The sequence below is a fragment of the Ruegeria sp. O4 genome (assembly GCF_056535125.1).
In genome coordinates, this window is the sequence record NZ_JBQERO010000017.1 from 34,539 (window position 1) to 49,659 (window position 15,121).

The window sequence follows — 15,121 nt, forward strand, 5'->3', positions numbered from 1 at the left end:
AACTCTCGGACCGCATTCAGCTATGATATCTGTTCGATCACGACAGGAAACTGTGCCTCAGGTAGAACAGCACAGCATTTTAACCGCCGTTTTGGGGACGTTGCGGCCCCTCAAAGAGCCTACCGTGAAACCAGTTCGAATCCCATTTGTCCGAACCATTTTTCATTTCCACATGCCAGTCATTCATCAAGAGATTGCAACTTATCCATCTGCACTATTCGTTCGCAACTGCCTGAACATGGGCTGCGAAAGCAGGATTGAACATCAGTGCCTTGCACCTGTCGAAGCGACCCGTAGCATAGGCCCAGAAATCTTCGGCCGGGTTATCATCGGCATGTTGGATCAAGCCCCAGAGTGTCCACAGAAGATCGCACATCGCCTTGTAGATCACCATTCGCCCGAATTGAGCCGCTGTTGGTGCCGCGCCAAAATAGGACGTCAGCATCTCGATTTCCTGCTTCTCGGTCAGCCCGGCTTCGACTGATAAATCGCCGAGGTCCCAAAGAGCATCATTCATCCCGGAATATTCGAAATCCACGATCCACATACGGTCACCGTTGTCGAGAAAGTTCTCGCAAAGCGGATCGCAATGGCTGGGAACCAGCGCGCCCGGCTTGTCTTGCAGCAGCTGTTTGATCGGCGCCGCTTCGGCGACGATTTCAGTATAGCCTTCGGGCAGGGAAATATCCTTTGTTGCCAGGACTTTAAGATATTCATCGATCATCGAAAAAAGTTCGAACCGGAATTCGAAAGGGCGGGGTGACTCGTGTAGTTGCCGCAGGGCATGCCCGGCACGCGCAGCCGCTCCGGTGCGCGTTGCGAAAAGCTCGGGTGTCATGGTGACGATATCGTCGATGCAGTCACTGATCATCACACCGGTATCTGCATCCGCCCAAAGCACAGCGGGACCGATACCAGCTTCGGCTGCGACCTTGGCATTGTGAATCTCAACGCCACGATCGATATAATCCGCGGTGCCGTCTCCGGGGATGCGAACGATCATGGTGTGTCCGCAGGTTTCCACTCTGTAGACCAGGTTGGTCAACCCACCCAGCCGCTTGATTTCGCTGTTTTGTGCTGAGGTGTCTTCAAAGCCTTTCAGGTTGCGAAGTTCACTCAGGACACGGTCAGTGTTTCCGTCAGTCATTTTCTGCCTTCCCCCTCAGGCTTTTAGCCGTTCATTGGCCGGGTCGAACAGAGGCCCGTCCACCCGGCAGATTTGTTTGCGGTCACCGAACAGTTCGAGTTCGAATTCCGTCTGGTCCGTCATCGCCACCGGAAGATAGCCGTAGATGATCGTTTTCCCGACATGGTACCCATAACCACCGCTGCTGGCGCGCGAAACGGTTACGCCATTGTGCAGGATGGTTTCCCCCCCGGTCATCGGCAGTTTTTCTTCGGTCACGAAGGTACAGAGTATCTGTGCCGTGCCATTGGATTTCTGGTCCTCCAGCACATCGCGCCCTATGAAACTTTCCTTCGATTTCAGGTGGACGCGAGAGCCCAGGCCCGCTTCTACAGGTGTATAGTCCGGAGTGATGTCGGTGCTCCAATAAAGATACCCCTTCTCCAGGCGCAGCGAGTCAATGGCCCGGTAGCCGATATCGCGGATGCCATGGGCCTGCCCGACCTTCCAAAGCTGATCATAGACATGAAGTGCAAATTCGGTTGGGATGTGCAGTTCCCAGCCCAACTCGCCGGTATAGCCTATGCGCACCGCACGCACTCTTGCTGCTCCGACTGTAATGTCGCGCGCTGTTGCAAAGGGAAACGCAGCGTTTGAGATATCCTCTTCGGTTACCGCCTGCAGGACGTCGCGCGCTTTTGGTCCGCAGATGTTGATCACGGCCCGGGAAGAGGTAACCTCGATTAAATGTGCTGATCCGTCTTCCGGCAGATGACGTCGGATCCAGTCGGAATCGTGAACCCCGAATCCAGCGCCGGTCACGATATAGAAATGGTCGCGCCCCAGGCGGGTGATGGTGACATCCGCCTCGACGCCGCCTTTGTCGTTACAAAGTTGGGTATAGATTACGCTGCCATCCGGCTTGTCCATGTTTGAGACCGCCAGGTGTTGCAACACATCCAACGCGCCAGAGCCGATCAGCTCGAACTTGGAAAAGCTCGACTGGTCGATCAGAACGACACTTTCGCGGGCAGCGCGGTGTTCTTCGGCCGCGAAGACATGCCAACCGGGATTGAGGAAATCGAGTTGATCCACTGGGGCGACCCCAGCTGGGGCAAACCACAAAGGCCGTTCCCACCCGTTCTTCGATCCATAAACCGCCCCGTGTTCTTTCAATCGGTTATATAGTGGAGACAAGCGCAAATTACGTGCGGTCTCGGCCTCCTGGCCCGGATAGCGCATCTTGTAGTGATGTGCGTAATGTTCGACGGCTCGGGGATACATAAAGGCCTTGGTCGCATGATGTGGGCTGAACCGCCGCACGTCCAATGGCCAAAGATCCAGGCTTGGGCGCCCGTTCAGAATCCATTCGGCGATCATTTCCCCCGCGCCCCCGCCAGCCGCAATGCCGTAGAGGAACCCGGTCGAAAGCATCAGGTTCTTGATCTCAGGGGCCCAGCCCATGACAAAATCACCATCGGCGGAATAGGGGATCGGTCCATTGATGATTTGCCGGATTCCGACCTGGTTCACGACAGGGGTGGCGACACCGGCAAGTTCAGCCAGCGGCGCGAAACGGTCAAGATTGTCAGGCAGCAACTGGCGCACAAACTCTCCGGGAATACCCTGTTCTCCAAATGGCAATGTGTCGTCTTCGTAACCTCCGATGACCAGACGCCCGCCAGCATCGGGCTTGTAATAGACCAGACGCTCGGGGTCGCGCAGTGTGGGCAGGCCCTTGACCAATTCCGGCTCTGGCAACGGTTCTGTTACGACATATTGGTGCTCGACAGCGCAGGCTGGCACCACGACGCCCAGTTTTGCCGCCAGTTCACGGCTCCACATGCCCGAGGCCAGCACAACGGTTTCCGCCTCATAGTCGTCGTTGGTTGTCATCACTTTGGTTATGCGACCATTGCGGATTTCGAAATCCTCAACCTTCACCCCCTGCCTGATCTGTGCGCCGTGGTTACGCGCACCGGCTGCAATCGCCAGACACAGGCCAGCGGGGTCGACATGACCGTCCGAGGGAATAAAGGCGGCCCCCTCTAACCCGTCGGCATCGATATAGGGAAACAGGGCCGTCGCTTCGGCTGGTGAGATGATTTCCATCTCCAGGTCAAAACTGCGTGCCATCGTTGCCAAGCGTTTTGCCTCCAGCAACCGTTCCTTGGTTGCCGCCAGCCGCAAGCTGCCGACTTTCTTCCAGTCGAATTCCATACCAGTCTCGTCGGCCAGCCGGTCATAGAGCGCGACCGAACGTTTCAGCATCCGGGTTGTATTGCGGGAAGATCGCAATTGCCCAACCAGCCCGGCAGCGTGCCATGTTGCCCCCTCTGTCAGAGATGCCTTTTCCAGAAGGACGACATCCATCTCACCTGCCTGGGCCAGATGATAAGCGATTGAGCATCCGATGATGCCGCCGCCAATAATAAGGTGTTTTGCAGAATGGGTTGTCATGGCCTCGCCCCTGTCGACAAATTGGGTGCCAGATCACCGTATCGGCCAATATAAATCAACAAAAATTAAACAATAGTGTTGAAATCTGTTGATTTAAGGGGGTAACTACAATTTATCCTGTTAAAGTCCAACATCCGAGTGACTGAATGTCAAAATACGAAAAGGACATCCTGAGCGCGGTTAACATGCATGGCCGAATCTCGGTCATGGACCTGGCGCAGAGGCTTAACGTTTCCGATCAGACAATTCGTCGAATTGTAAAGCCGTTGGTGGATGCGGGGCAAATCGACAAGGTTCACGGCGCGTTGATCAGCACCCAAAAGGTTCTGGATCCCCCTTTCATCGCGCGTATGACAACCAACCGCGCAGCGAAAGTCGCCATTGCCAAGTCAATATTGAACCTTGTGCCAGATAACGCGTCCATTGCTATCGATACGGGATCTACGTCGGGTTTTGTGGCCCAAGCCCTCAAGGCGCGCAGAGATCTTACCGTGGTGACGAATTCAGCGTTCATCGCAACAACTTTGGCCATGGGGAACGGCAACCGGGTCTTTATGGCGGGCACACAGCTTCGAAATCATGACGGGGCAGCGTTCGACCGCGCGGCCTTTGACGTTATTGCAAATATGTCGGTGGAGTACTCAATCCTGTCGGCGTCACGTGTGGATCCGAAACAGGGTTTTTTGGTGTTCGAACAATGCGAAGTCGATATTGCGGTCGCAATGAAGGCGATCAGCGAACGATGTTTCATGGCAGTGGACTCGACCAAGTTCCAGGCATCCGAACCCAAACCGGCCTTGCGTCTTCCGGCTCTTTCGGCAAGTGACTTCCTGATAACCGAGCGGAAGCCTGCGCCAAAATTTGAAGGCGTCATAGGTCGGGCAAAGACAGTAATCGCCGCAGATCAGTTTCAAGCTTTTGATGAGTGATTGGCCTTTGGGAACGGACGTTTTTTCCTATTATTTACCACAAAGCTGTGTGGAGTGGCGGGATTGCGTCGCTTGCATAACGCGTGGGCCGCATCAATATTGTCGGCGACATCTGACATACTCCGGCACTCCAAAATGGCAGCTGTCCTGATATCCGCGTCAACGAAATTCCGATATGTTCCGTCCAACGTAGGCTGACTTCCTTGGCCGTGAAATAGGCCAGCGACAGATCGTCAGGGCGATCCTCGGCCATCACCTTGATCAGGAACGCCGCCTGTTCTCGGTTCTTCGGCGACTTTAGGTTGCCCGCACCGTCACTGATCCTTCGCTACTGAAGTGGCCCGTCGTTGGGATTGGGAAAACGGAGGAAACACGATGGGAAACAAGTGACACAACCTGCGACGCCAAGTCAGTGTCGCGCCTGAATAACGTCGGGCTCAGAGGCCAGTGCAGTCACTCCACCATGCCTATCCGTTCGATCTGTTGCACTAACGTACCACAGCTGATCAGAGCCTGCCCCGTTGCCAGGATCATCTGGGGCAGGATCATCCATTCCAGCGTCCAGGCAACGCCGGAACGTTCCTGCTCGTGCACCAGCGCCTGATGCATGCCCGAAAGTTGGGTTGCGTTGAAACGAGCAAGTGCGACCAGCAGTTCCGCGCGGACCGGGTTGCGCTTGTGAGGCATCGCCGAAGATCCGCCGCCACCTGCCAGCGAAACCTCGTCCACCCCCTGCTGGGCCATGAGCGACACGTCCTGACCGATCTTTCCCAGCGATCCGGTTATCAATGAAAGCCATGAGGCAAACTCTGCAAGATTGTCCCGGCGGGTATGCCAGTTTGCATCGCAGCTGGCCAGGCCAAGCCCACGGGCCACATGATCTGCGATTACCTGTCCGGACCCGTGCATCCCGGCGCGGTCGCCAACGGCGCCGCCAAGTTGCAGCACAAGCAATCTGGGTTGCAATTCGGTCAGGCGTTTCTGGTGATCGGCCAATGGCAACCGCCAGTTTCGCAGGCGCGTGGCAACAGAAATCTGCAATGCCGCCTGCATTCGGGTTCGCCCCATCATCACGTGTTCGCCATATGCCTGTTCCAACGCCACAAGCGCATCCATCAGGTCAGAAAGACGGGCCGAAAACACCTCCAGAATGTCCTTGATTGACAAAACCAGAGCGGTGTCGACAACATCCTGCGACGTCATCCCCTTATGCAGCGCGACGTGGCAATGTTCAGGCAATGCCGCTTTGAGCGACCGCACCAGCGCGGGCACCACAACGCCATCCAATGCCGTCCCGTCGCGCAGCGCCTGCATGTCGGGACGGTGTTGTCGGATAAGTTTTGCCGCGGTTTCCGCCACCTCTGGTGGTACGGTGCCGACCGCCGCCAAAGCCTCTGAATATGCGGCCTCGACGGCCAGCATGTGTCTCAGCTGAGCCTCTGCACCCAGCAACTCTGAGGTCTGTGGGTCCTCAAACAGCCCGCTGAGCCAGGGATGAGTGGAAAGCTGTTCCATCTTATGTGTGGCCTTTGAAATGAAGCGAGCGGATATCAATCGTCATGGCATCATTCCTCCCTGCGCTCAAAGAGCCAAAATCTCGCGGGCCTGTTGCCAGGTGGCGACCGGACGTTCGTGCTTTGCGCATAGCTCGGTCACGCGATTGACCAGCGCAGCGTTCGAAGGCGCTAGTGTATTCCGATCCAGCCGGACATTGTCTTCCAAACCTGTCCGCGTGTGTCCGCCCGCAGCAATGGCCCAATCATTTACCACAATCTGGTTTGGACCGATCCCGGCGGCACACCATTCGGCATCCGGTACGCGATCCTGCATGGACTTCACGTAAAAGTCGAATACGGCCCTGTCGACCGGCATCGCGTTTTTGACACCCATGACAAACTGAACATACAGCTTGCCATAAAGCTTGCCTTCCTTGTGCAATCTGATCGCTTGCAGGATGTGGGACAGGTCAAACGCCTCGATCTCGGGTGTGACTTCGTATTTTCGCATCTCGGCTGACAGCCAGTCCACCAGATCGGGTGGATTTTCATAAACCCGGGTGGGAAAGTTGTTCGATCCAACCGACAGCGACGCCATGTCAGGTGACAGGGGCAGCATTCCGCCCCTTGCCTGACCGGCGCCTGACCGCCCACCGGTAGAGAACTGGATAATCATTCCGGGGCAGTGTTTTTGCAAACCCTCTTTGAGGAGGGCGAATTTCTCGGGGTCGCTGCTGGGCGTCTGATCATCGTTGCGAACATGGGCGTGGACGATGCTGGCCCCGGCCTCGAACGCCTCTTGCGTGCTTTCGACCTGTTCCGCAACCGAGATCGGCACCGCGGGGTTGTTCTTTTTGGTGGGCAGGGAACCGGTGATAGCCACGCAGATAATGCAGGGTTTGGTCATGGTGACTTCCTGAAATGAGTGCCGCCTTGGCAAGGCAGCACCAAGTAATCAGATATCAAAAAAGACGGTCTCATCTTCGCCTTGTATCTTGATATCGAAGCGATAGACAACTTGACCGTCCCGATTGGTGCGTTTGGCCAGCAGCGTTGCGCGGCGGCGTTCCCATTCGATGAGATTAAGGACCGGGTCCTTGCTATTGGCCTCTTCCTCGTCCTCGAAATAGATACGCGTATTCAGGCCGACATTGATGCCCCGGGCAACAACCCAAAGGTTGATATGAGGGGCCTGCTGGCCCACGTTTCGCCCCGGTGTCGGACCGGGTTTGACAGTGTCGAACGCCCATTCGCCGGTTTCAAAGTTGGTAATGACGCGTCCCCAGCCGCGAAAGCCGTCTTCGACATCGCCACCGCCCTCAGGATGGGCATAGACGCCCTTGGCATTTGCTTGCCAAGCTTCAAGCAGAACATCCTTGATGGGAGATCCTGCCCCGTCCACGACCAGTCCTTCGACCCTGATACGCTCACCCTCGGCATTTGGTCCGGCTATGTCCCAGCCCAATTCCTGCCTGTAGATTTCAAATCCGGCAGCCCCGGGTGCCAGACCGATATGGACGTAAGGCCCGGCTGTTTGCGAGGGGGTTTCCTTCAGATAATTCAGCTGTTGCATCTTCAGTTCCCCTCCAAACGGTTTTCAAACAGGGTCGAGCGCCGACCGCGCAAGACCACGTCAAATTTATAGGCGATGGTATCCAGAGGGATCGTTGAATTCATATCGAGCCGCGAAATCAGGCGGCTGATCGCATCGGCATCAGGAATAGTTTTCACGATCGGGCACCTGTCGATCAACGGGTCACCTTCGAAATAGCATTGTGTGATCAGGCGCTGTGCAAAACCTGTTCCGAATATCGACATGTGGATATGGGCGGGACGCCAGCTGTTCACCCAATTGCGCCAGGGGTAGGCACCGGGTTTCACGGTGCGAAAGAAATAATAACCGTTTTCATCTGTCAGGGTGCGGCCGCAACCACCGAAATTGGGATCGATCGGTGCCAGATAGGTATCTTTCTTGTGTCGATAGCGCCCACCCGCATTCGCCTGCCAGATTTCCACCAGCGTGTTTGGCACCGGACGTCCGTTTTCATCCAGCACCCTGCCGTGCAGAATGATGCGCTCGCCAATCGGGCTTTCGCCGGGTTGCGCATAGTTCGAGATCAGGTCGTTATCCAGAGGGTCAACATCGTTGTGGCCAAAAACCGGGCCGGTGACCTCACTGATCGAATTTTGCAGCGAGATCAGTGAATATTGCGGTGAACGGGTCACGCTGGTCTTGTAGTCGGGTGTCAGCGCAGGTGGGTGCCACTCGCGGTCACGCTGGTAGAATTCACCTTGTTTCAACATTGTCGGATCACACTTCCTTTTTGTCTGACTGGGGTTCCTACGCGTTTCCCATTCAGTCCTGTTCCATTTCATCATAGGTCTGTTTTGCCAGTTTGAGGGCCTGATTGGCGCGTGGCACGCCCGCGTAAATTGCGACGTGCTGAAACGCTTCAAGTACATCCTGCTTGCTGGCGCCGGTACGGGCTGTGGCGCGGATGTGCATCGGGATTTCTTCGAAATTGCCCAACGCAGCCAGCAAAGCCAGCGTCAGCATGGATCTCTCACGGTCGCTGATCCCGTCCGAGGCCCAGACGGTGCCCCACGCGCCTTCGGTGATAAGCGTCTGAAATGGACCGTCCAAATCAGACTTGGCGTCTTCGGCGCGATCCACATGGGCATCGCCCAGAATTCTGCGCCGCACTCGCATACCGGACTCGTATTTGTCACTCATTGCGGTTCTCCATCAGGAAGGCGGACAAGTGTTCAGCATAGGTAGCGGGGGCTTCCACACATGGCAGGTGCCCGGTGTTGGGTATTTCGGCATAGCGCGCCCCGGGGATCATAGCACAGGTCTGCCGGACCAGTTCGGACGGGCAGGCGCGGTCATCTGATCCGGCAATGGCCAGAACCGGCAATCGCAGCACCCGGGTCATGGGTTCAAGATCCGCATCTGCAATCGCGTTGCAGCATCCCAAGTACCCAGAAACAGGTGTACGTACCAGCATGTTGCGCCAAAGCAGCACGTTATCGGTTGCCCTGAAACCCGCCGCAAACCAACGGTCCAGAATTGCGTCTGCCACAGGCTCGATGCCGGACGACCGGATCGCGCCCATCCGGTCACGCCACATATGCGCCGTCCCCATTTTCGTGGCGGTGTTGGACAGAACAAGGGCGCGGATCTGGTCCGGTCTGCGCGAAGCCAGCGCCTGACCGATCATCCCGCCAATCGACAGGCCGACAAACACCGTGTCGCGAACCCCGATATGGTCAAGCAAAGCCTCGGCGTCATCCGCCAGCTCAGCCATGCTGTAAAGCGCCTGAGGGCATTCCGACAGGCCGTGACCACGCAGATCGAACCGGATCAGGCGCAGCCCCTTGGGCAGTAAGGGCAAAACTTTGTCCCAAAGGCGCAGGTCAGTTCCCAGCGAGTTGGCAAATACCACAGGCATGCCATCTGGATCGCCATCTTCACGCCAATGCAGGTGAATGTTATCCAGCGCCGCAATCTGCATCAGTAGGGCAGCCCGACATAGTTTTGTGCAAACACCGATTGCGCCTCTTTGTTTTCGCGCAGGAAATCAATGTCAGCCTTCTGCATTTTCAGGTCAAAGCCGTTCTGTTCCGGAAAACGGTGCAACAGATTGGTCGTGGACCAACTGAACCGCTCGGCCTTCCAAATCCGGGCCAGCGCTTTTTCGGAATAGCGGTCGATGCCTTCGCTGTCGTGGTCTTCATAGAATTGCAGCAGTGCGTTGTGCAGATAGTGGATGTCGCTTGCCGCTGTGTTAAGCCCCTTGGCCCCGGTGGGGGGCACGATATGCGCGGCATCCCCACACAGGAACAAACGGCCCCAGCGCATTGGTTCGGTCACGAAAGACCGCAGCGCCGCAATTGATTTTTCGACCGATGGCCCGGTATTCAGTGTCTCAGCATATTGCGCGGGGATCCTGCGTTTCAGTTCCTGCCAGAAGGCTTGATCAGTCCAGTCATCGGCACTGTCAGACAGCGAGCATTGAATGTAGTACCGGCTGAGGTTCTCATTGCGCATGGAACAAAGCGCAAAACCGCGTTCCGATCCGGCATATATTAGTTCGTTATGGACCGGGGGTGTTTCGGACAAAACGCCCAGCCAGCCAAACGGATAGACCTTTTCATATTCCCGGCGCACGGTCAGCGGGATGGTTTGACGCGACACCCCATGAAACCCGTCGCACCCGGCGACAAAATCGCAATCAATCCGGTGTCCGGTCCCATCCGCTTGATACGTCACATAGGGTGCATCACTGTCAGCCCCGTGAATCTGAACATCATCGGCGTTGAAAACGATCTTACCGCCCATTGCCTCGCGCGCATCATACAGATCACGGGTTACTTCCGTTTGTCCGTAAACAACCACATGACTGCCTGTCAGCTTCTTAAAGTTGATGCCGAATTCGATATCACCATACGAGATCACCGTGCCGTCATGGACAAAACATTCCTTGTCCATCCGCTCTGCTACACCGGCCTCGCGCATCAGTTCCACAAAACCGGTTTCCAGAATGCCGGCGCGAATGCGGCCCAGAACATATTCCCTGGTTTTGCGCTCTAATACGATGGTGTCTATGCCCTTGCGGTGCAACAACTGGCTGAGCAAAAGACCTGAGGGTCCACCGCCGATGATCGCGACCTGAACGCGCATGTTGGCTCTCCTGATTTCGCGTATCTAATAATTGAACGCCATATCTCGATATGTAAAATGAGTTCTGCTTGGACTTAGTTGCCGGAATTGGAAAGTAATGATAGATCGCCGCATCAAAGTTAGGCATATTCAATGTTTTATTGAGATATGTCGCGAGAAAAGCCTGAAAGTTGCGGCAGAGAAGCTGTTTCTCACGCAACCGGCGATATCCAAGACACTTAAGGAGCTTGAGGATATTCTGGGCACTGTGCTGTTGTCCCGTAACCGGTCCGGTGTTTCTCTGACGCGGCAGGGCGAAGTGTTTCTGCATTTTGCCGAAATGTCACTGGCCGCTTTGCAGCAAGGTTTTTCTGGTGTGGAACAGATCGAGGCGCGGGGCAGGGCCAGCCTTCGGGTCGGGGTGCTGCCTTCGGTTGCGGCCCGTTTGATGCCAGCCGTTGCTACCGAGTTTTCCGAACTTGCGGGCAATGCCCGACTGAGCGTTTTCGACGGTCCACATGGCCATTTGATGGAGCGTCTTCGACTGGGCGACCTAGAGCTTGTTATCGGGCGTTTGGGTCGCCCTGAAACCATGCAGGGCATTTCCTTTACCCAGCTTTACGAGGAGAAGGTCGTCTTTGTCGTGCGCGCGGATCACCCGCTGCTGAAAGCCCCCGATCTCAGGCGGATTACCGAGTGGCAAGTGCTTTACCCGCCTGAAGGATCGGCAATTCGGCCCTTGGTGGATCGCCTCATGATCGCGCACGGGATTGGTGAAATCGAAGATCGTCTGGAAACTGTCTCGGGTGCTTTCGGGCGGGTGTATACCCGGCAGACCGATGCGATCTGGATCATCTCGGCGGGGGTGGTCGCCAATGAAATCAGCGATGGCCACCTTGTGGCGCTGCCGTTTGATACGTCAATCACACGCGGGCCCGTTGGGCTGATGCGTCGGCCTGACCAGGTCCTGTCACCTCAGGCGCAGGTTTTCGGGTTGGCTTTGGACAATGCAATTGCGAGGTTGGGCTTGTCGCCTGATGGTGCGACCTCTGATAACTAAGGCTGGTCCATTCCGCCGGGTGGCGCTAGGACAGGAGCACAAGATGGATGACAAGGAACGCAGAATCCGTGAGGCGATTATCGAGAAATGCCTTTTTCTGAATTCCAGTGGTCTTAGCCAGGGCACATCCGGCAATATCTCGGCCCGATACGAGAACCGGATGCTGATCACACCTTCGGCGACGCCATATGACAAGCTGACCCCGGAGATGATCGTCTCAATGCCATTTGATGGAGAGTTTGGGACCTGGTATGGCCCGCTCAAACCTTCGACCGAATGGCGGTTTCACTTCGACATCCTCAAGACCCGCCCCGATATGGGCGCGGTGGTCCATGCACATCCGATCTATTGCACGGCGCTGGCGATTGCACACAAAGAAATCCCGGCAGCGCATTACATGGTCGCGGCCTTCGGCGGTCCCAATGTTCGCTGCGCACCCTATGCGCGCTTTGGAACGCCCGAGCTGTCGGAGCTGGCGATCGAAGCGCTGCAAGATCGAACCGCCTGTCTGCTTGGAAATCATGGGTCCATTGCCATGGGAGAGGACCTGGACAAGGCCATATGGCGCGCAGTCGAGCTGGAAACCATTGCCCGTCAATATTACCTTTCCCTGACCCTCGGTCCGGTGATCCTGACCGATGAACAGATTTCCGAAACGCTATCCGGTTTCGCTTCTTACGGCGTTCAGGACGACTACAAGGACGTCGCAGCAGGCACTGCGCACGAGCAAAATGCGTCTGAACAGAAGTGAGCGCCAGGATGGCCGCGCTGGGGGTCGGTATATTGGGCTCAAGTCCAGAACTTCGCGACGTGATCAGGAGGTTTTCGCCTGTCGGCGTTGGTGTCACGCATCTGGCCATTCGCGCGGATACGGCTGCCTATTGATTTATTGTCGCGCGTAAAGAAAATGTAAGGTCAAAGCAAAAGAGTTCCGCAAGCGGGTAGGTATGGTAAAAATAAGAAATATGGAGGAGTTCGCGGCCCTGAGCGGGATTTCTCGGCCAACGGTTTCCAAATATTTCCACGACCCGGAAAGCGTTCGTTCCTCTACGCGGGCGCGTATCGAAGAAGCATTGGAAAAGTTCGATTACCGTCCAAATATCTATGCGGTGAACCAGAACCGAAAGCTGACCAAGAATATCGGTATCGTTGTTCCCTATCTTGCCGATCCATTTTTTGCCGAGATGGCCAGATACCTCGAGCAGAGCTGTATTGCGGCCGGGTATCGTCCATCTCTTTTCAGCTCGCATGGTGAGCAGGAACTCGAGAACGAAATACTCGACAGCCTGCGGTCGCTCAAGCCGGCCGGAGTACTGTTTGCTCCTTTGGGGCGCGGGTCGGACCGAGCTCACATCGAGAAATTTTGCGCCGAGGTGCCAACAGTTCTGTTTGACAGCAACCTCGAAGGTTTGGGTGCAGCCTTTATAGGGTCGGACAATTTCAGTTTTGTTTCCCAAACCGTGGAATACATGACCCGGACGGGTGAACCTCCGTCTTTCTTTGAAATGCGCACGCCAGCAAACCCAAACGCCAACAAGCGACGCAAGGCATATATTGAGGTTATGGAACGTCTGGGGTTCGAGCCCCATGTCATAAAAATCGATGGTGAAGGCTGGGCGTTTGAAGAGATCGGGCATCAGGGTGCTTTGAGAGTGTTGGAGAAAGGTGCTCTCAGGACGAATTCAGTTTTGTGCAGCAATGACCGTCTTGCGATCGGATTTCTGGCAGCCTGTTATGAGCAGGGGATTCGGGTTGGGCGAAAGGAAGATTGCTCACTCCGTGTCGCATCAAATGACGACCACCCCTTTGCAAAATTTACCTGCCCATCGCTGACAACAGCTGCGCATGATTATGACAACGTGGCTGGGCGCAGTGTGGATACCTTGTTTGAACTCATTGAAAGCGGAGGAAAATTTGACGATCGGACGGAAACTCTGTTTCCGGCACGGCTTGTCTTGAGAGAATCCGCGTGAACTAAAACTTAACGCGCGTAAAGTTATTATTGACGCCGCGACAATTTATAAACTAGGGTCTCTGTACAGCATCCAAGCTCAGGGAGGACAGGGATGTATTTGAAGAACGCACTTCGTGCGGCGACTGCGTTGACTTTCGTCGCTACGGCAGCAGCCCAAGCGGAAACCATCACGATCGCGACCGTCAACAATGGCGACATGATCCGGATGCAGGGCTACACAGACGATTTCTCTAAAGCGACCGGCATCGATGTCGAGTGGGTGACGCTTGAAGAAAACGTACTGCGTCAGCGCGTGACCACCGACATCACGACCAAGGGCGGTCAGTTCGATATCATGACTATCGGCATGTACGAAACTCCGATCTGGGGCGCGAACGGCTGGCTGGTACCGCTGGACGGTTTGTCCGATGAATATGATGTTGGTGATCTGCTGCCTGCGATGGCAGGCGGGTTGAGCCATGATGGCACGCTTTACGCTGCGCCGTTTTATGGCGAAAGCTCGATGATCATGTACCGCACCGACCTGATGGAAAAGGCCGGTCTGGAAATGCCCGAAGCACCTACATGGCAATTCATCCGTGAAGCTGCGGCTGCCATGACCGATCGTGACAACGACATCAACGGCATCTGCCTGCGTGGCAAGGCAGGTTGGGGTGAAGGTGGTGCGTTCATTACGGCCATGTCCAACTCGTTTGGTGCACGTTGGTTTGACGAAGACTGGAAGCCGCAATTCGACCAGCCCGAATGGGCTGAAACGCTGAATTTCTACGTTGGAATGATGTCGGAATCCGGACCGGCCGGATATGCCACCAACGGCTTCAATGAAAACCTGTCGCTGTTCCAGCAGGGCAAGTGCGGCATGTGGATCGATGCGACAGTTGCAGCCTCTTTCGTGACCAACCCCAACGACTCGACAGTGGCGGATCACGTTGGCTTTGCTCTTGCGCCAGACACCGGTTTGGGCAAGCGGTCCAACTGGCTCTGGGCCTGGGCGCTGGCCATTCCAGCGGGCACACAAAAACAGGATGCAGCCAAACAATTCATCGAGTGGGCCACGTCCAAGGACTATATTGAACTGGTTGCCGCAGCCGAAGGTTGGGCGAACGTGCCGCCGGGTGCGCGCAAATCGCTGTACGAAAACCCTAACTATCAGGAAGTTCCATTCGCTCAGATGACGTTGAACTCGATCCTGTCTGCCGATCCAAGCAACCCGACAGTGAAGCCGGTGCCTTATGTTGGCGTTCAGTTTGCGGCAATTCCGGAATTTGCAGGTATCGCCACGCAAGTCAGCCAGGAGTTCTCGGCCGTCTATGCCGGACAGCAAACGGTGGATGAGGCGCTTGCCAAAGCGCAGGCCTTCACAGCAGAAGAGATGGAAGCCGCAGGGTACTGAGGCAACCTTCCCAGCGGGG

General features: G+C 55.8%; 15 protein-coding genes. 6 read left to right on the forward strand and 9 right to left on the reverse strand.

The window, feature by feature from the left end:
• Window positions 1–214: 214 nt before the first annotated feature.
• Together ACR0J7_RS16350 and ACR0J7_RS16355 are read right to left on the reverse strand one after the other, a co-directional pair.
• Window positions 215–1,147 (reverse strand): phosphotransferase, encoded by a 933-nt coding sequence (locus ACR0J7_RS16350; protein ID WP_480484624.1) that lies wholly within the window; start codon window positions 1,145–1,147, stop codon window positions 215–217.
• Between the two features lie 15 nt (window positions 1,148–1,162).
• Window positions 1,163–3,586, reverse strand: coding sequence for a GcvT family protein (locus ACR0J7_RS16355; protein WP_480914936.1), 2,424 nt, complete (start codon window positions 3,584–3,586; stop codon window positions 1,163–1,165).
• A 146-nt stretch (window positions 3,587–3,732) separates the two neighbouring features.
• Here ACR0J7_RS16355 and ACR0J7_RS16360 point away from each other — a divergent pair, with 146 nt between their 5' ends.
• A complete protein-coding gene (locus ACR0J7_RS16360; protein ID WP_480488793.1) occupies window positions 3,733–4,515 on the forward strand; it encodes a DeoR/GlpR family DNA-binding transcription regulator in 783 nt (260 codons plus the stop codon).
• Between the two features lie 453 nt (window positions 4,516–4,968).
• Here the strand turns inward: ACR0J7_RS16360 and ACR0J7_RS16365 are convergent, their stop codons facing one another.
• The 7 genes from ACR0J7_RS16365 to pobA all read right to left on the reverse strand — a co-directional run bounded on the left by ACR0J7_RS16365 (window position 4,969) and on the right by pobA (window position 10,695).
• Window positions 4,969–6,030, reverse strand: a complete 1,062-nt coding sequence (locus ACR0J7_RS16365; RefSeq protein WP_480547480.1) for a 3-carboxy-cis,cis-muconate cycloisomerase — start codon at window positions 6,028–6,030, stop codon at window positions 4,969–4,971.
• A 66-nt stretch (window positions 6,031–6,096) separates the two neighbouring features.
• The gene (locus ACR0J7_RS16370) at window positions 6,097–6,918 is read right to left on the reverse strand and encodes a 3-oxoadipate:acetyl-CoA acetyltransferase (RefSeq protein WP_480774349.1); all 822 of its coding nucleotides are present in this window, start codon (window positions 6,916–6,918) and stop codon (window positions 6,097–6,099) included.
• Window positions 6,919–6,966: 48 nt separating this feature from the next.
• Window positions 6,967–7,584: a protocatechuate 3,4-dioxygenase subunit alpha gene (pcaG, locus tag ACR0J7_RS16375; RefSeq protein ID WP_480488799.1), complete on the reverse strand. Its 618-nt coding sequence runs from the start codon at window positions 7,582–7,584 to the stop codon at window positions 6,967–6,969.
• A 2-nt stretch (window positions 7,585–7,586) separates the two neighbouring features.
• Complete coding sequence (gene pcaH / locus ACR0J7_RS16380) at window positions 7,587–8,315, reverse strand: protocatechuate 3,4-dioxygenase subunit beta (RefSeq protein WP_480560454.1); 729 nt, start codon at window positions 8,313–8,315, stop codon at window positions 7,587–7,589.
• Window positions 8,316–8,367: 52 nt separating this feature from the next.
• Window positions 8,368–8,745: a 4-carboxymuconolactone decarboxylase gene (gene pcaC, locus ACR0J7_RS16385; RefSeq protein WP_480488803.1), complete on the reverse strand. Its 378-nt coding sequence runs from the start codon at window positions 8,743–8,745 to the stop codon at window positions 8,368–8,370.
• Window positions 8,738–9,526, reverse strand: coding sequence for a 3-oxoadipate enol-lactonase (gene pcaD / locus ACR0J7_RS16390; protein WP_480914938.1), 789 nt, complete (start codon window positions 9,524–9,526; stop codon window positions 8,738–8,740). The genes pcaC and pcaD overlap by 8 nt, the downstream gene beginning before the upstream one ends.
• Window positions 9,526–10,695 carry a 4-hydroxybenzoate 3-monooxygenase gene (gene pobA / locus ACR0J7_RS16395; RefSeq protein WP_480914939.1) on the reverse strand — a complete coding sequence of 390 codons (1,170 nt, stop codon included), beginning with the start codon at window positions 10,693–10,695 and terminating at the stop codon, window positions 9,526–9,528. The genes pcaD and pobA overlap by 1 nt, the downstream gene beginning before the upstream one ends.
• A 97-nt stretch (window positions 10,696–10,792) precedes the next feature.
• On the opposite strand from pobA, the gene pcaQ reads away from it, so the two are divergent.
• From pcaQ to ACR0J7_RS16420, 5 genes are all read left to right on the forward strand, one after another.
• Window positions 10,793–11,734 carry a pca operon transcription factor PcaQ gene (pcaQ, locus tag ACR0J7_RS16400; RefSeq protein WP_480488809.1) on the forward strand — a complete coding sequence of 314 codons (942 nt, stop codon included), beginning with the start codon at window positions 10,793–10,795 and terminating at the stop codon, window positions 11,732–11,734.
• A gap of 43 nt (window positions 11,735–11,777) precedes the next feature.
• Window positions 11,778–12,485 (forward strand): class II aldolase/adducin family protein, encoded by a 708-nt coding sequence (locus ACR0J7_RS16405; protein ID WP_480774346.1) that lies wholly within the window; start codon window positions 11,778–11,780, stop codon window positions 12,483–12,485.
• The gene (locus tag ACR0J7_RS16410) at window positions 12,482–12,619 is read left to right on the forward strand and encodes a hypothetical protein (RefSeq protein ID WP_480900992.1); all 138 of its coding nucleotides are present in this window, start codon (window positions 12,482–12,484) and stop codon (window positions 12,617–12,619) included. The genes ACR0J7_RS16405 and ACR0J7_RS16410 overlap by 4 nt, the downstream gene beginning before the upstream one ends.
• Before the next feature lie 62 nt (window positions 12,620–12,681).
• The gene (locus ACR0J7_RS16415; protein ID WP_480774344.1) at window positions 12,682–13,707 is read left to right on the forward strand and encodes a LacI family DNA-binding transcriptional regulator; all 1,026 of its coding nucleotides are present in this window, start codon (window positions 12,682–12,684) and stop codon (window positions 13,705–13,707) included.
• Between the two features lie 93 nt (window positions 13,708–13,800).
• A complete protein-coding gene (locus ACR0J7_RS16420) occupies window positions 13,801–15,102 on the forward strand; it encodes an ABC transporter substrate-binding protein (protein WP_480484636.1) in 1,302 nt (433 codons plus the stop codon).
• Window positions 15,103–15,121: the final 19 nt, after the last annotated feature.